Origin of the sequence: Mesorhizobium sp. M7A.F.Ca.US.005.03.2.1, assembly GCF_003997795.1 — a bacterium.
GTDB classification, from domain to species: domain Bacteria; phylum Pseudomonadota; class Alphaproteobacteria; order Rhizobiales; family Rhizobiaceae; genus Mesorhizobium; species Mesorhizobium ciceri.
The window spans coordinates 1-13,909 of sequence record NZ_RZRP01000064.1; the positions used below are offsets into that span (position 1 = coordinate 1).

Here is a 13,909-nt window from a genome sequence, read left to right on the forward strand (position 1 = left end):
TCTTGAAGGTGTAATGAGTCCGGCTTTAGGTGGCGGCATCCAGGAGATTGCCATGTTCAAATTCCTCACCCCGAAGTCCATCAAGCCGCCCTTTGCCCGCTACAGTCACGGCGTCGAGGTGCCGGCCGGCAAGCGGCTTGTGCTGTGCTCGGGCCAGGTCGCCATCACCGCCGACGACCTGATTCCCGAAGACGCCGGAGCGCAGGCCGAACTCTGCTTTCAAAACATCGCGGCGATTCTCGGCGAAGCCGGCCTGGGTCTCAGGGATATCGTGCGCATCAACGCCTATGTCACCGACCGCGCGCATCTGCGGCCCTATATGGACGTCCGCGACCGGCTGTTTTCGAGCCCCGCGCCAGCGTCGACATTGATGATTGTTTCCGGCTTTGCCCGGCCCGAATTCAAGGTCGAAATCGAGGCCATCGCGGCGGGGTGATCGACAGGCCGCCCGTCCCGCGCTAGGTCTGCCTGACCATTGAAGAGGCATGACATGACCGTACCCAAAAGACGCGTGTGGTGGGGCGACTACCGGACCACCGAATACGCCTCGATCGATCCCGAGGCGACCATCGCCGTGCTGCCAGTGGCGGCGACCGAGCAGCATGGGCCGCATCTGCCTGTTTCGACCGACACGTCGATCATGAACGGCATGCTCGACACGGTCATTTCGCGCCTGCCCGACGATCTCGACATCCGCATCCTGCCGGTGCAGGCCGTGGGCAAGTCCAACGAACACCTGCATGCGATGGGTACCCTCACTCTGCCGGCAACCACGCTGATCGAAGCCTGGACCGAGCTTGGCCTGTCGATCGCGCGCGCCGGTGTGCGCAAGCTGATCGTGGTCAATTCGCATGGCGGCAACGAGGAGATCATGGGCATCGTCACGCGCGAATTGCGCGTGCGCGAAAAGATGCTGGCGGTGAAGACCAGCTGGCAGCGTTTTGGCCGTCCGGCCGGCATGTATACCGAACTGGAGGACCGTCACGGCATCCATGGCGGCGATGTCGAGACCTCGCTGATGCTGCATTTCCGGCCGGACCTCGTGGACATGGGCAAATCAGACAATTTCGTTTCCAATGTCGCCAAGGCCGAAAAGGAATTTTCGCTGCTGCGCCACACCGGCACCCACGCCTTCGCCTGGATCGCCAGCGATCTCAACCCGAACGGCGTCGTCGGCGACGCCAGCATCGCGACGGCGGAGAAGGGCCGGCTGACGGCAGAATATCAGGCCGACGGCTTCATCAGCCTGCTGCAAGATGTGCGCAAGGCGAAGCTTGCGGAGTGGTTGACGTAGCCTCCAAACCAGTGGCAAGCGCTGTCATCGCTATTCCAGATCCTCTTGAACAAACGAGGCGATGGAGGAGGCGGATCAGACGAACAACGATATGGGGGCAAAGCTAGCTGTCGATCCTCAGCGCAAAGGGCGTGCCTTCAAAGGCGTCCGCGCCGCGCCCGATCGATTCGATCGCCTCGACCATGCGGCCGTTGCGCTCAAGCAACGCATCGGCCACGGCGATCAGTCGCGGATTGGGCGTTGCCGAAGGCGACAGCGCCCGCAGCGTCCGCGCCAATTCGGCCTCGTCACGCTTCGGCGCCAGTGCTGCCGCGATGATATAGGCCGAAGCCGTCGAGCGGCTGATGCCGGCATAGCAATGCACGAGCATCGGCCTTGCCCGGTCCCACCGGCGCGCGAAATCGAGCAAATTGCGGACATGGTCTTCGCCCGGCATGGTCATGCCGTCCTGCGCCACCGCGATGTCGTGCATGACCAGATGCAGGTGGTTTTCCCTCGAGATCGAGGCCGGCCGCACCACCTCCGTTCCGGCGGCGAGCAGCGAAAGCATGCGGTCGGCGCCGGTCCTGGCCACCGTTTCCTCGATCTTTGCCAGCGAGCAGACATGGATCATTGTTTTGAACCCTTCGATTGATGCTCGCGCCGCGACGCCCATTCGGCAAGTGCGGATTCGAGCCGCTGCCATTCCTCCTCACTGCCCGGCAGGCCGGCGCGCAGAACGTCAGGCCGGTCGGCAAAATGGCGAAGCAGGATGCCGCGCTCGCCGAGCGCTGCAAACAAATCGGCGGCATTGGTCAGACTGAGGAAACGATACAGTGTGGTTCCGCCCGCAACAGGAACGCCGAAGCGGCCGAAAAGCGCATCGAGACGCGCCGATTCACCGGCCAACGACGCCCGCATCACGTCCTGCCACCCGATGTCGGCAAGCGCGCGGATGCCATATTCCAGCGCCGGGCCGGCGACGGCCCATGGTCCGAACTGCGTATCCAGCCGGTCGACCGTCGCAGTATCGGAAAGTGCAAAGCCGAGCCGCAGCCCGGCCAGGCCAAAGAACTTGCCGAACGAGCGCAGCACGACGAGGCCGCCCCGACCGACATCGCCCGCGACGCTGTGCTGACGCGGGCCGACATCCATGAACGCCTCGTCGACGACCAGCAGTCCGCCCTTGGCGCGCAATCCGGCGGCCAGAGCCAGCAACCGGTCGCGCTCTATGACACGTCCATCCGGATTGTTCGGATTGACGATGATGACGAGGTCGGCGTCAGCCAACGCTTCGAAATTATCGACCTCCGCCGCCTGGTGCCCGGCGATCGCGGCAGCGCGGGCATGTTCGGCGTAGGTCGGACCCAGCACCAACGCCTTGCCGGGCGAAATGAGCGACGCAACGCGCGGCAACAGGATCTGTGTGCCCGGCGCCGCCACGACGTTGGCTGGCGACGGCGCGCCGTAAGTACTGGCCGCGATCTCTGTCAGGTCGCGTGTGCGCGCGGCTTCCGGCAACCGCGACAGCGAGGTGGCGGGCAGGTCGAAAAGCGGGTAGGAGTGCGGATTGATACCGGTCGAGAGGTCGACGAAAGGCAGCAGGGCGTTGGGGAAAAGCACCCTCGCGCGGCCAAGACTTCCACCATGGTCCACAACCGCCCCATTAAGAAGCTTCATGTCAGTCCTGATCGCTTTCCTGTCATTGGTCGTCGAATTCGCCCTCGGTTACCCCGACTGGCTGTTTCGCGCCATCGGCCATCCGGTGACGTGGTTCGGCAGGCTGATATCCTTTCTCGACCGCAGGCTCAACCGCGCCACTGATCCCGACGCGCTGCGTCGCAAGCGCGGTGTCCAGGCGCTGCTGGTCATCGTGCTGGTGCCGGCGATAGTCGGCCTGGGCGTACAGATCCTGTTCTGGTTCGTTCCCATGGGCCTGGTCATCACGGCCCTTCTGGCAACGTCGCTGCTGTCGCAGAAGAGCCTCTATGAGCATGTCGAGGCGGTGGCTGACGCCCTCGACACCGGCGGCCTCGCCTTGGCCCGCCTTGCCGTTTCGCGGATCGTCGGTCGCGACCCTGAAACGCTCGACCGGGCCGGTGTCTGCCGCGCGGCGATCGAGAGCCTGGCCGAGAATTTTTCCGACGGCATCGTCGCCCCTGCCTTCTGGACCGGCGTCGGCGGCCTGGCCGGCGGCGCCGCCTACAAGGCCGCCAACACCGCCGATTCGATGATCGGCCACCGCACCCCGCGCCACGAGGCGTTCGGCTGGGCGGCGGCGCGCTTTGACGATTGGATCAACCTGCCGGCGTCGCGGCTGACGGCGCTTCTGATCGTGCTGGCGGCATTCTTCGTCAAAGGCGCTGATGCGAAAAAAGCCTGGCATGCGGTGCGGCGCGACGCGAAAAAACATCGCTCGCCCAATGCCGGCTGGCCGGAAGCGGCGATGGCCGGTGCGCTCGGCCTGGCGCTCGCCGGGCCGCGCTTCTATGGCGGCGTGCTGGTCGACGACGTCTTCATGGGCGAAGGCGGCCGGCGCGAAGCCGACAGCCTCGACATCAGGCAGGCGCTGAAACTCTATCGCGTCGCCGACTATCTGCTGATCGCTCTGTTCGGGTTGGTTTCGGTCGTTGTCATCGTTGTGACTTAACCTCACCCTCCCCCGTCTGGGGAGGTTGAGGAACACTCAGAACTCGATCCCCTGCTGCGCTTTCACGCCGGCGGAAAAATGATGCTTGGTCACGCCCATTTCGGTGACGAGGTCTGCGGCCTCGACCAGCGCCGGCTTGGCGTTGCGGCCGGTGACAACGACATGCAGGCCCTCGCGCCGCGCTTTTAGCGCGCCAACCACTCTGTCGAGATCGAGATAGTCGTAGCGCAGCGCAATGTTCAATTCGTCGAGCACCAGCAGGCTGATCGACGGATCGGCCATCAGTTCGAGCACCTTGGCCCAGGCGGCTTCGGCGGCAGCGATGTCGCGCTTCAGATCCTGGGTTTCCCAGGTGAACCCCTCGCCCATCGCGTGCCACACGACACGGTCGCCGAAGGCGGCGAAGGCGTCCTTCTCGCCGGTGTGCCACTTGCCCTTGATGAACTGGACGACACCGACGCGCTTGCCGTAGCCGAGCATCCGCAGCGCCAGCCCGAAGGCGGCCGTGGTCTTGCCTTTGCCCGGGCCGGTGTTGACGATGAGCAATCCCTTCTCGACCGTCTTGCTCGCCACCTCGGCATCCTGCACCGCCTTGCGCTTGGCCATCTTGGCGCGGTGGCGCTCTTCGTCCTTATTGTCGATATCGGTCATATCATTTCACCTTGAGCGGCAGCCCCGCCACCATCAGCAGCACCGTATCGGCAATCGCCGCGACCTGCTGGTTGAGCCGGCCGGCGGCATCGCGAAAGCGGCGCGCCAGTGCATTGTCCGGCACGATGCCTTGGCCGACTTCATTGGACACCACGAACCAGGGTCCGCGCGGCCGCGACAACACCTCCGCCAATCGCCGGCATTCAAGGTCCAGATCGTGTTCGGCCAGCATATGGTTGGTCAGCCACAGCGTCAGGCAGTCGACAAGCACCGGCCGATCGTCCGGCAAGGCGGCAAGGGCGCCGGCGAGGTCGAGCGGTGCGTCGATGGTCGTCCAGCCTTCGCCGCGCCGCGACCGGTGCAACGCGATGCGCTCACGCATCTCGTCATCATAGGCTTGCGCCGTGGCGATATAGGTCCAGGGCGGCGGCAAGGCGGTCGCCAAAATTTCGGCGCGCGCGCTCTTGCCGGAGCGCGCACCGCCGATGAGGAAGGTCAGTGTCTTGCGATCAGGCAAAGCTGTCGCGCAGGCTGGTCGCGGTGCCGGTGAAGCGGCCGCGCACCACGCCGACAACCGCGCCGAGCACCAGCCAGAACACCAGATTGGTCACGGTCACCGCCACCACGAACTGGTGATGCAGCCCTTCCGGAATCGCCGTCTCGTAACTGTCGGGCTGCGGTGCCCCGACAACATGCGGTGCGACGATCAAAAGGACGGCAAGGATCGCCAGCGGCAGCGACTTGCGGAACGCGATCAGGCCGAGACCGGCAGCGGTTGCCGCCACCGTTGCCCACCACCAGATCTGGCGCTGGGTGAGATCGGCGGCCGGCATGGCCGGCAGTTCCGGCGGCAGGCCGAGGCCCGGTGCCAGCGTGAACACGGCAAAGCCGGCCAGGCCCCAGAACACGCCCTGGCGCCAACCACCGATGCCGCCGGCGAATTCGGAAACCGCGACCAGGATCAACCCGAAGCCGATGCCGGTGACGATGTTGGCAAGCACGCTGAAGGCGAAACGCTCGAAACCGTCTGCCGGCGCCCAGCCCTCGTCTTCCGCCGCAGCAGTCGCTTCGGCAGGGGCCGGAGCGGCTGTGCTCATGGCATTGCTATTCGTTGCTGCCGGAGCGGCATGGTCATGGTGATGCCCGCCGCCCGCCTGTTCGTAGACCTCCGCCTTCAGGATCAGCGGCACGGTCGCATAGGCCTGCATGCAGGCAAGAACGACGCCGGCCACGAGCCCTGCGATCGCCGCGATGAACACGACGTTGCGAAACAGGTTCATGATGTCAGCCCCTCGTCAGTGGCAGGGAAATGCCATCGAATGGCGATAGTCGTGAGCCGCATTGTGGACCGCATCGATATGCGAGAAGCCGACAAAGCCCATCACGAAAATGCCGAGCAGCGCGGCAAGCGCGAGCTGCATGAAGCGCGACTGCGAGGAGACGGAAGCGCCGAGGGAGACGGAAGCGGTAGTCATGTCTTGTCCTTTCGCCCTCCACCCGAGGGCATCGAAGTCAGTTTCCTGTCGCCGGCAGGTCTCCTGGCTCACGGATCAGCGTCCTTCCCCACCTTCCCGAAGAAAAATCTTCAGTGGCATATGGAGAGGACTACCGCACACAGTTGCGGGGGCAGCCACGGCATTGGGCGAAATCCGCCCTTACCGCATTCCCTCTTGGCTCCAAAATGGAACCGGCGACACCGGCGACTATAGGCAGAATCCTCGCGTCCGGCAAACCAAATTCCGCCGGCGACCGTTGCGAATGCGCCATGAAGGTCAAAGCGATTTCGGCAGATAGCGCCACGTCACGAAGCCGCAGACCGCCGCCAGCAGGCCCAGCGTGACGAACACCGAGCCCAGGCCGAAGAAGGCCAGCACCACCGAATAGACCAGCGGCGGCGTCAGCTCGGAAAAGTCGAGATAGGTGCGATAGACCGCCGCCATCTGCGATCTTTCATAGGAGCGCACCGAGCGCATGAAGGCGGTCGAGCCGAGCGCATCGAGCGCAATGGTGAAGAAGGCGCCGCAGAGCAAGAAGGCGCCGGTGAGCAGCGGCACGGTTTCGCCGACGAAGCCCGCCGCCAGAAGCGCGACCGACATGGCGAAATAGGCAAATGTCATGGTCCTGCGGCCGCCAAAGCGCTTTCCCGCCTTGCCCCAGAAAATCGCCATGAACAAAAGCGCGTTGCCGGCCGAAACCAGCAGGCCGCCGGCCAGCTTGCCCTCACCCGTAATGACCATGAACAGCGGCCCATAGACGAAGAACGTCGTCCAGAAACAGGAGCGCCCAAACGCGATCAGCCAGGCCAGCCTGAGCCTGGGCTGGGCGATGAAGCGGCCGATATTGGCGAGCGGATTGGCTGGTCGCGTCTTGCCGGGACGGATCGACGGGTTGTCGCCGAGCCGGTAGGTCCAGAACAATGCCAGCAGCGCTAACGCGAACACGGCCACCGCGCCATGCGCGGCATAGACGCCGAAGCGCGTGTAGAGGAAGATGCCGAGCGTCGGCCCACCGGTCCAGGCCAGCATCGACCACGCCATGCGCAGCGATTCGGCCTGCATGAAGTCGGTCTTGCGGATGTGGTCCATGATGTAGAGGTTGAGCGTGATCGACAGCGCGCTGGCTCCCATCACCCGGCACAGCATGCCGGCCAGTTGCCCGGCAAGCGTGTCGGTGACGAAGAACAGCGAGCCGATGGCCAGCAGGCAGGCGCCCGCCGTGTAGACCCAGCGCCGGGCGAAACGGCGGATCAGCATCGGCATGAACAATGTCACCGACAGGCCGAGCATCGCCACGACGGTGTAGAGGATCGAGACGATCTGCTCGTTGTGCAGGATCTCGTAAGCTTGGATCGGGATGACGCTCGACACCGTGGCGCGGGCGAAGGATTCGACCGCATAGAGCGAAGCGAAGGTGCGCGCGTCCGCGGCCTTGAGGGCCGGTAGCCAGATCGGATGGCGCACATGGGTGGACATTGCTTTCCCCGAAGCAGATTCACCGGGTCAAATCTGCCGTGGCGACCTCAGCGCCAATAAGAGGAAACCGACGTGCATCCGGCAAAAGCGAAGCCGGCCAAAGGCTTTCCGGCACTGGCCCAATGCCGCGGCTGATCCGGCGTTATCGGCAGGGTTGCCGGTCTTCTTTTGTCCTGGGCAACCGTGATAGTCCTCCAGCGGGGCTGAATCAGAATGCGAGACCATGAGCATCCAAACGCCGACCGCGCCCGTTCAGGATCGACCAAAGCGCATCGTCGCCATCGACATCGTGCGCGGCATCGCGCTGATCGCCATGGCAAGCTACCATTTCACCTGGGATCTGGAGTTCTTCGGCTACACCGATCCCGGCCTGACCGCCTTCGGCTGGTGGAAGATTTACGCGCGCTGCATCGCCTCGACCTTCCTGTTCTTGGTCGGCGTCAGCCTGTATCTCGCCCACGGCCGACAAATCCGCTGGAACGGCTTTTGGAAGCGGTTCGCCATGGTCGCCGGAGCCGCGATCGCGATTTCGGTCGTCACCCGCATAGCCACTCCGGACGGCTTCATCTTCTTCGGCATCTTGCACGAGATCGCGCTGGCCAGCCTGCTCGGTCTCGCCTTCCTGCGCCTGCCGGCGCTGCTGACGCTTGTCGTCGCCGCGCTCGTTATCGCCGCCCCCGTCTATCTGCGCTTCGAGGCCTTCGATCACCCATGGCTGTGGTGGGTCGGCCTGTCGGCGACCAATCCGCGCTCCAACGACTACGTTCCGCTGTTTCCGTGGTTCGGCGCCGTACTTGCGGGCATCGCGGTGACGAAACTCGCCGCAGGTGCCGGCCTGCTTGCCAGGCTTGCCAATCTGGCGCCCGGTCGCTTGGCCAACCCGCTGGTCTTCATCGGCCGGCACAGCCTGGCTTTCTATTTGATCCACCAGCCGCTGCTGATCGGCTGCGTCTGGCTGTTCTCGCAGATCATGCCGGCGCAGGTCGAAACCCCGCAGGTGAATTTCCTCAAAACCTGTCAGCTGTCCTGCGAGCAGTCGCGCGACACCGAGTTCTGTACGAGCTACTGTGTCTGCATGCTCGATACGCTCGAGGGCGAGTCCACGCTTGATAGGCTCTACAACAACGATCAGACTGCGGAGTGGAAAGCGCATTTGTCCGATCTCGCCGGCATGTGCACCGCCAAGACCGACAGCAAGTTGATGGAGGGAGGGGCCGAATGACCGAGAACCAGCCGAAGCCGGGGCTCATACCGTGGCCGCCGCTGATCTACATCGCCGCCATCGCCGTCAGCATCGCACTGGGCCTGCTCTATCCCCTGCCCTGGATCGGCGACCTGCTGGGCGATATCCTGTTCGCGGCCGGCTGGGTGGCGCTGTTTGCCGTCGCCGCACTCTGGTTCACCGCGATCCGCACCATGATCCGGGCCAAGACCACGCTCAACCCCAACGCTGTACCCGATCACCTGGTCACCACGGGTCCCTTCGGCGTCACCCGCAATCCGATGTATCTGGCCAACACGCTGCTGTTGATCGGCGTCGCCTTTGTCTCGGGCATCGTGTGGTTCCTGCCGCTGGCGTTCATCGCCGCCTATGCCACGCAGAAGGTGGCGATCGAAGGCGAGGAAAAGGTGCTGGCGGCAAAATTCGGCAAGAAATACCGCGACTACGCCAAACGCGTGCGCCGCTGGATTTGAGCTGGCTTTCAAGCGGCCAATCTCCCCCTCGTGGGGGAGATGTCCGGCAGGAGAGAGGGGGGCGCTGTCCCTCAAACTCTCTGCCTAGGTATTCACGCCAAGCTCCACCAGCCGCTCCACACAAGACTCCTCGGCCTGGTCGAGTTCAGCCAGCGTCTCCTCGAGGTCGCGGCGTTTCTGCCGGAGATCCTCGCGCTTTTCCTCGATGCGCTTGATCATCAGGTTGAGCTGGCCGACTTCGCCGGGCGGCTCCTTGTACATCTGGATGATTTCGCGAATCTCGTTGATCGAGAAGCCAAGCCTTTTGCCGCGCATGATCTGGCGAATGAGCTGCCGGTCGGAGGGGCGAAACAGCCGCGTGCGGCCGCGCCGCACCGGCTGCACCAGTCCTTCGTCCTCGTAAAAGCGCAGCGTCCGCGTCGACACGTCGAACTCGCGGGTCAACTCGGTGATCGAATAATATTCTCGCATTGCCACTCCCACACGCCGAAACACCGGGGCGATCGCCATGGCGGCGTCACCCTTCTGTCCCGAACCAAAACCCATGCCATGCCGGAATCGACATGGCGCCCCGCGCGAGCCTCGCACGGCATTTACGTAAAAGTCAATTGAGCCAAAAGGCGTGCCTTCAGGGCACGCCGAACCACCACGTGGCAATGCCGAGAAATGCAAAGAAACCGACGACGTCGGTAACCGTGGTGACGAAGACCGCCGAAGCGACCGCCGGATCGACCTTGAAACGATCGAGCAGCAGCGGGATCAGGATGCCGGCCAGGGCGGCCACGAACATGTTGATGATCATCGCCGCCGCGATGATCCCGCCCAGATTGGGATCACGGAACCAGGCTGCCGCGACGATGCCGATCAGGATGGCGAAGACGATGCCGTTGATGAAGCCGACACCCATCTCGCGGCGAATGATGCGGCCGGCATTGTAGATGTCGAGATCCCTGGTCGCCAACGCCCGCACGGTGACGGTCATGGTTTGCGAGCCGGCATTGCCGCCCATGCCCGCGACGATCGGCATCAGCACCGCCAGTGCCACGATGTGTTCGATCGTGCGGTCGAACAGGCTGATCACCGACGCCGCCAGGAACGCGGTCAGAAGGTTGATCAGCAGCCACGGAACGCGTGAGCGCGAGGTCGAAAAGATGCTGTCGGAAAGCTCTTCGTCGCCGACGCCGCCCATGCGCATCAGATCTTCCTCGGCCTCCTGCTGGATGACGTCGACGACATCGTCGATGGTCAGAACGCCAACCAGCCGTTCGTTCTCGTCGACGACCGCGGCCGACAAAAGATCGTACTGCTCGAATTCCCGCGCCGCCTCTTCCTGGTCCATGGTGGCCGGAATGGCGTGCCGCGTCTCGTGCATCACCTCCTCGACCTTGACCGAACGCTTGGTGCGCAGGATCTGGTCGAGGTCGATGGCGCCGAGCAGCTTGAAGCTCGGATCGATGACGAAGATCTGGCTGAAGCGCTCGGGAAGATTGTTGTCCTCGCGCATGTAGTCGATGGTTTGGCCGATCGTCCAGAACGGCGGAACCGCGACGAACTCGGTCTGCATGCGGCGGCCGGCCGTCTCTTCGGGATAATCGAGCGAGCGGCGCAGCCTGATCCGCTCGGTGAACGGCAGTTGCGACAGGATCTCGTCCTGGTCTTCCTGGTCGAGATCCTCGAGAATGTAGACGGCGTCGTCGGAATCGAGCTCCTGCACCGCCTGCGCGATCTGCGCATTGGGCAGATTGTCGACGATCTCCATACGGATCGCCTCGTCGACCTCCGTCAGCGAGGAGAAGTCGAAATCGGCGCCCAGGAGTTCGACCAGCGCGCGGCGCTGTTCGGGATGCAGCGCCTCGAGCAGGTCGCCGAGCTCCGACTGGTGCAGGTCGTCGACTTCATGCTTGAGGGTCAGCGTGTCGCGGTCGGCGATCGCCGCGCCGATCCGCGCCAGGAAGGACGAAAGCACGGCGCCGTCCTCGCCATAGATGTCGGCGTGGTTGTCCTCGGCGGCCCCGGCGCCGGTCGTCCGTTCGTGCTCGCCTTCCACCAGCGCCTCCCGCCACAAGAATCCCGGAAAAGGTGCAAATCAGGTCTAGAGCATCGGACCCAAAAGGGGAAACCGGTTTTGGAGAATCCGACGCTCAAAAAGAAAGTGGCGTAAAGTGCGGGAATATCAACGAAATGCGTCCGGCCCGCAGCGGGCGAGACCGGCACAAATCGGATTATGGGAAGAGAATGGTGCGGTCGAGAAGACTCGAACTTCCACGGGTTGCCCCACAGCGACCTCAACGCTGCGCGTCTACCAATTCCGCCACGACCGCACGTGGTAGAGCCGGAACCGACCGGCTCGCGGCGTGTAGCAAATCGTTTCCGGTGAAACAAGTGCACGGCAAGCAATAATGTCAGGCGATTGGCATAATGCTCCACAGGGCCCGAACGCAGCGCCGGAACTGGACGTTTGCGCCTGATATCGCCATATGGAAGGCAAGTTGATGTCGCCCAAAGGTGCGAGGCGTTTTTGGGCGCGCCATGGACAAACGAAAAGACGATACGCCATGACCGAACGCAGCCAGATCGCCACGTCGTTCCTGCCGCTTCCCGGCTCGGCACCGGTCGAATGGCTGATCGAGCCCGGCCTTACCGCCTATCCCGAGGCACTTGCCTTCATGGAGGCGCGCGCCGAGGCGATCCGCAGCGGCGCTGCCGGCGAAATGGTCTGGTTGGTCGAACACCCGCCGCTCTACACGGCCGGCACCAGTGCCCGTGGCGAGGATCTGATCGACGCCAGCCGCTTCCCGGTCTTCGCGGCCGGACGCGGCGGCGAATACACCTATCATGGGCCGGGCCAGCGGGTCGCTTACGTCATGCTCGACCTGAAGCGGCGGCGCGAGGATGTCCGCGCCTTCGTCGCGGCGCTCGAACAGTGGATCATCGGCACGCTTGCCGCTTTCAATGTGCGGGGCGAGCGCCGCGAGGACCGGGTCGGCGTCTGGGTCGTGCGGCCGGATCGCCCTGCTCTGCCGGACGGCTCGCCGGCGGAGGACAAGATCGCGGCCATAGGCATCCGGCTGCGGCGCTGGGTGAGTTTTCACGGCATCGCCATCAATGTCGAGCCCGATCTCGACCATTTCAGCGGCATCGTGCCTTGCGGCGTGCAGGACCACGGCGTCACCAGCCTCGTCGATCTAGGCCTTCCCCTGACCATGGCCGATCTTGACCTGGCGTTGAAATCCGCCTTCGAGGATGTGTTCGGTCCCGCCACGGCGTTGCCTGTCGAAGCCGAGCGCAAAGCCGGCTGATCTTCCGGATCCGGTACGGCTCAAATCAGTTGGGCAGAGGCCCACAACACGCCATAGCCATGGATGGCGAACACCGCCAGCAACGCCGCCGCCATGGCCAGCCGGTCGATGGTGCGGATCGGCTTCAGCTCGTGACGCGGCTTCACCCCACTGCTCATCGTCAGCAGGCTGAGGAGCGAAAACACCGCTCCCGTCGCGAGCAGGAAGGTGGCGGAAAAGCCGGCCTGCCAACCCACGGCCAGGAAAGCCGAGAGCAGGAAGAAGGAAGCCAGCGCCAGCGCGACCGGTCCCGGACAGATCTGGCGCAGCACCTGGCCGCCGTCGAACTTCCACACCGGCACCAGATTGGCGATGTTGAACAGTGCGGCGAAGCCCGCCAGGGTCGCCAGCAGGGCCGCCGCCAGCCGGTGACCTTCCGCGCCGGCAAAGGTGCTTGCGGCGATGGCGATCGGCACCAGGAAGGCCGAAAAGCCGGCGCCCATCAATGCCACGAAAGCCACTTCGAAACGGCTGTCATAGGGCCGCCCGCCAATGGCGATGCCGCCGAGCAGCGGAATGAAGATCATCCGCGCCCGATTGTGGCCCATCAGCCGGAACGCCGCCATATGGCCAAGCTCATGCAGGGCGACCACCGATGTGAGGATCGCGGCCAGTGCCAAACCGCCGAAGTGAAGGCCGAAGAATGGCCACAGGATCAGCGCCGAAAGCCCGGCAAAGCCGACCTGACTGAGCGGATGCTCGAACCAGCCGCCCTTGCGATACTTTCCGGTCCGCGCCCAGCGCTGCAGCTTGGAGAATTCGCGGCGCAGGGCGAAATAGCGGAACACCAGGAAGGCAACGCCACGATAGCGATCGGTCTGGCTGAGCGTCACCCGCGTGCTGTTGCCTTCCGAAACGAGTTCGGCGGTTTCGCGAAAATCCTTCCAGAACGAAGCGTCGAGTGCCGTATCCTCGATGACACGCATCGAGAAGCGGCTGCCTTCGACGACGTCTTCAAACCGCGACTTGCGTTCGATCGGCTTGCCGTCGCGACCTTCCCAGGACAGCGTGATGCGGGCCACGCCCTCGCCGTCCGGGGCCTCGGCGGACAGGATCTCACCGGACCAGCCGGCATCGCTGCCGAGCGGCCACAGCGCCTGCCAGAGGCGCTGCCGATCCATCGCCACCAGACGGGTCAGCCGGACCGTGCGTAAACCAAGCGGCACCGTCATCAACAGAAAGATCAGCCCGAGATTGCTGGCCACCAGAATGGCCGTGACGATGGGCGACACCTGGACGTTGCTCCCTGTCTTGCCGGGGCACTCTAACGTCGCTGCGGCAAGAAAAGCTTAACGGCGGAGCGGTCTTTCACCGCCTGGGACCCACCGCG

Annotated in this window: 16 protein-coding genes, 1 tRNA gene and 1 riboswitch; of the genes, 6 read left to right on the forward strand and 11 right to left on the reverse strand. The window is 64.1% G+C overall.

Features of this window, described 5'->3' with window-relative positions; genetic code table 11:
• The first annotated feature begins 52 nt into the window (after positions 1-52).
• Both EN991_RS06020 and EN991_RS06025 read left to right on the forward strand, forming a co-directional pair.
• The gene (locus EN991_RS06020; protein ID WP_024501344.1) at positions 53-436 is read left to right on the forward strand and encodes a RidA family protein; all 384 of its coding nucleotides are present in this window, start codon (positions 53-55) and stop codon (positions 434-436) included.
• Positions 437-490: 54 nt separating this feature from the next.
• On the forward strand, positions 491-1,294 hold the full coding sequence (locus tag EN991_RS06025) for a creatininase family protein (protein ID WP_127368366.1): 804 nt from the start codon (positions 491-493) through the stop codon (positions 1,292-1,294).
• A gap of 103 nt (positions 1,295-1,397) precedes the next feature.
• Here EN991_RS06025 and EN991_RS06030 read toward each other — a convergent pair whose 3' ends face one another.
• Together EN991_RS06030 and cobD are read right to left on the reverse strand one after the other, a co-directional pair.
• Positions 1,398-1,907: a tyrosine phosphatase family protein gene (locus EN991_RS06030; RefSeq protein ID WP_063168226.1), complete on the reverse strand. Its 510-nt coding sequence runs from the start codon at positions 1,905-1,907 to the stop codon at positions 1,398-1,400.
• Positions 1,904-2,953: a threonine-phosphate decarboxylase CobD gene (gene cobD / locus EN991_RS06035; RefSeq protein ID WP_127368367.1), complete on the reverse strand. Its 1,050-nt coding sequence runs from the start codon at positions 2,951-2,953 to the stop codon at positions 1,904-1,906. The genes EN991_RS06030 and cobD overlap by 4 nt, the downstream gene beginning before the upstream one ends.
• On the opposite strand from cobD, the gene cbiB reads away from it, so the two are divergent.
• The gene (gene cbiB, locus EN991_RS06040; protein ID WP_063172409.1) at positions 2,952-3,923 is read left to right on the forward strand and encodes an adenosylcobinamide-phosphate synthase CbiB; all 972 of its coding nucleotides are present in this window, start codon (positions 2,952-2,954) and stop codon (positions 3,921-3,923) included. The two genes, cobD and cbiB, sit on opposite strands and share 2 nt — an antisense overlap.
• A 36-nt stretch (positions 3,924-3,959) precedes the next feature.
• On the opposite strand, the gene cobO is transcribed toward cbiB, so the two are convergent.
• From cobO to EN991_RS06065, 5 genes are all read right to left on the reverse strand, one after another.
• On the reverse strand, positions 3,960-4,574 hold the full coding sequence (cobO, locus tag EN991_RS06045; RefSeq protein WP_063172410.1) for a cob(I)yrinic acid a,c-diamide adenosyltransferase: 615 nt from the start codon (positions 4,572-4,574) through the stop codon (positions 3,960-3,962).
• A gap of 1 nt (position 4,575) precedes the next feature.
• Positions 4,576-5,091: a bifunctional adenosylcobinamide kinase/adenosylcobinamide-phosphate guanylyltransferase gene (gene cobU / locus EN991_RS06050; protein ID WP_127368368.1), complete on the reverse strand. Its 516-nt coding sequence runs from the start codon at positions 5,089-5,091 to the stop codon at positions 4,576-4,578.
• On the reverse strand, positions 5,084-5,854 hold the full coding sequence (locus EN991_RS06055) for a CbtA family protein (protein WP_127368369.1): 771 nt from the start codon (positions 5,852-5,854) through the stop codon (positions 5,084-5,086). The genes cobU and EN991_RS06055 overlap by 8 nt, the downstream gene beginning before the upstream one ends.
• A gap of 15 nt (positions 5,855-5,869) precedes the next feature.
• Entirely contained in the window at positions 5,870-6,049 is a 180-nt protein-coding gene (locus EN991_RS06060; protein ID WP_013531117.1) for a CbtB domain-containing protein, read from the reverse strand.
• A 35-nt stretch (positions 6,050-6,084) separates the two neighbouring features.
• Positions 6,085-6,281, reverse strand: a riboswitch (cobalamin riboswitch).
• A gap of 65 nt (positions 6,282-6,346) precedes the next feature.
• Entirely contained in the window at positions 6,347-7,546 is a 1,200-nt protein-coding gene (locus EN991_RS06065) for an MFS transporter (RefSeq protein WP_013531116.1), read from the reverse strand.
• 223 nt (positions 7,547-7,769) lie between these two features.
• Between EN991_RS06065 and EN991_RS06070 the strand changes: the two genes are divergently transcribed.
• Both EN991_RS06070 and EN991_RS06075 read left to right on the forward strand, forming a co-directional pair.
• Positions 7,770-8,768 carry a DUF1624 domain-containing protein gene (locus EN991_RS06070; RefSeq protein ID WP_063168230.1) on the forward strand — a complete coding sequence of 333 codons (999 nt, stop codon included), beginning with the start codon at positions 7,770-7,772 and terminating at the stop codon, positions 8,766-8,768.
• Entirely contained in the window at positions 8,765-9,241 is a 477-nt protein-coding gene (locus EN991_RS06075; protein WP_024501351.1) for an isoprenylcysteine carboxylmethyltransferase family protein, read from the forward strand. The genes EN991_RS06070 and EN991_RS06075 overlap by 4 nt, the downstream gene beginning before the upstream one ends.
• An 84-nt stretch (positions 9,242-9,325) precedes the next feature.
• Here the strand turns inward: EN991_RS06075 and EN991_RS06080 are convergent, their stop codons facing one another.
• The 3 genes from EN991_RS06080 to EN991_RS06090 all read right to left on the reverse strand — a co-directional run bounded on the left by EN991_RS06080 (position 9,326) and on the right by EN991_RS06090 (position 11,562).
• The gene (locus tag EN991_RS06080; protein WP_013531113.1) at positions 9,326-9,712 is read right to left on the reverse strand and encodes a MerR family DNA-binding transcriptional regulator; all 387 of its coding nucleotides are present in this window, start codon (positions 9,710-9,712) and stop codon (positions 9,326-9,328) included.
• A 157-nt stretch (positions 9,713-9,869) separates the two neighbouring features.
• Positions 9,870-11,288 carry a magnesium transporter gene (mgtE, locus tag EN991_RS06085; protein WP_013531112.1) on the reverse strand — a complete coding sequence of 473 codons (1,419 nt, stop codon included), beginning with the start codon at positions 11,286-11,288 and terminating at the stop codon, positions 9,870-9,872.
• Between the two features lie 189 nt (positions 11,289-11,477).
• Positions 11,478-11,562: transfer RNA gene (locus EN991_RS06090), tRNA-Leu, on the reverse strand.
• 234 nt (positions 11,563-11,796) lie between these two features.
• Here EN991_RS06090 and lipB point away from each other — a divergent pair.
• A complete protein-coding gene (gene lipB, locus EN991_RS06095) occupies positions 11,797-12,540 on the forward strand; it encodes a lipoyl(octanoyl) transferase LipB (protein WP_027160542.1) in 744 nt (247 codons plus the stop codon).
• 20 nt (positions 12,541-12,560) lie between these two features.
• Here lipB and EN991_RS06100 read toward each other — a convergent pair whose 3' ends face one another.
• Positions 12,561-13,811, reverse strand: coding sequence for a site-2 protease family protein (locus EN991_RS06100; protein ID WP_127368370.1), 1,251 nt, complete (start codon positions 13,809-13,811; stop codon positions 12,561-12,563).
• Positions 13,812-13,909: the final 98 nt, after the last annotated feature.

Bases quoted from the DNA above. Each gene is read 5' to 3' on its own strand.
- EN991_RS06020 (WP_024501344.1), top strand. From the start codon at position 53: ATGTTCAAATTCCTCACCCCGAAGTCCATCAAGCCGCCCTTTGCCCGC.
- EN991_RS06025 (WP_127368366.1), top strand. From the start codon at position 491: ATGACCGTACCCAAAAGACGCGTGTGGTGGGGCGACTACCGGACCACC.
- EN991_RS06030 (WP_063168226.1), bottom strand. From the start codon at position 1,907: ATGATCCATGTCTGCTCGCTGGCAAAGATCGAGGAAACGGTGGCCAGG.
- cbiB (WP_063172409.1), top strand. From the start codon at position 2,952: ATGTCAGTCCTGATCGCTTTCCTGTCATTGGTCGTCGAATTCGCCCTC.
- cobD (WP_127368367.1), bottom strand. From the start codon at position 2,953: ATGAAGCTTCTTAATGGGGCGGTTGTGGACCATGGTGGAAGTCTTGGC.
- cobO (WP_063172410.1), bottom strand. From the start codon at position 4,574: ATGACCGATATCGACAATAAGGACGAAGAGCGCCACCGCGCCAAGATG.
- EN991_RS06055 (WP_127368369.1), bottom strand. From the start codon at position 5,854: ATGAACCTGTTTCGCAACGTCGTGTTCATCGCGGCGATCGCAGGGCTC.
- EN991_RS06060 (WP_013531117.1), bottom strand. From the start codon at position 6,049: ATGACTACCGCTTCCGTCTCCCTCGGCGCTTCCGTCTCCTCGCAGTCG.
- EN991_RS06065 (WP_013531116.1), bottom strand. From the start codon at position 7,546: ATGTCCACCCATGTGCGCCATCCGATCTGGCTACCGGCCCTCAAGGCC.
- EN991_RS06070 (WP_063168230.1), top strand. From the start codon at position 7,770: ATGAGCATCCAAACGCCGACCGCGCCCGTTCAGGATCGACCAAAGCGC.
- EN991_RS06075 (WP_024501351.1), top strand. From the start codon at position 8,765: ATGACCGAGAACCAGCCGAAGCCGGGGCTCATACCGTGGCCGCCGCTG.
- EN991_RS06080 (WP_013531113.1), bottom strand. From the start codon at position 9,712: ATGCGAGAATATTATTCGATCACCGAGTTGACCCGCGAGTTCGACGTG.
- lipB (WP_027160542.1), top strand. From the start codon at position 11,797: ATGACCGAACGCAGCCAGATCGCCACGTCGTTCCTGCCGCTTCCCGGC.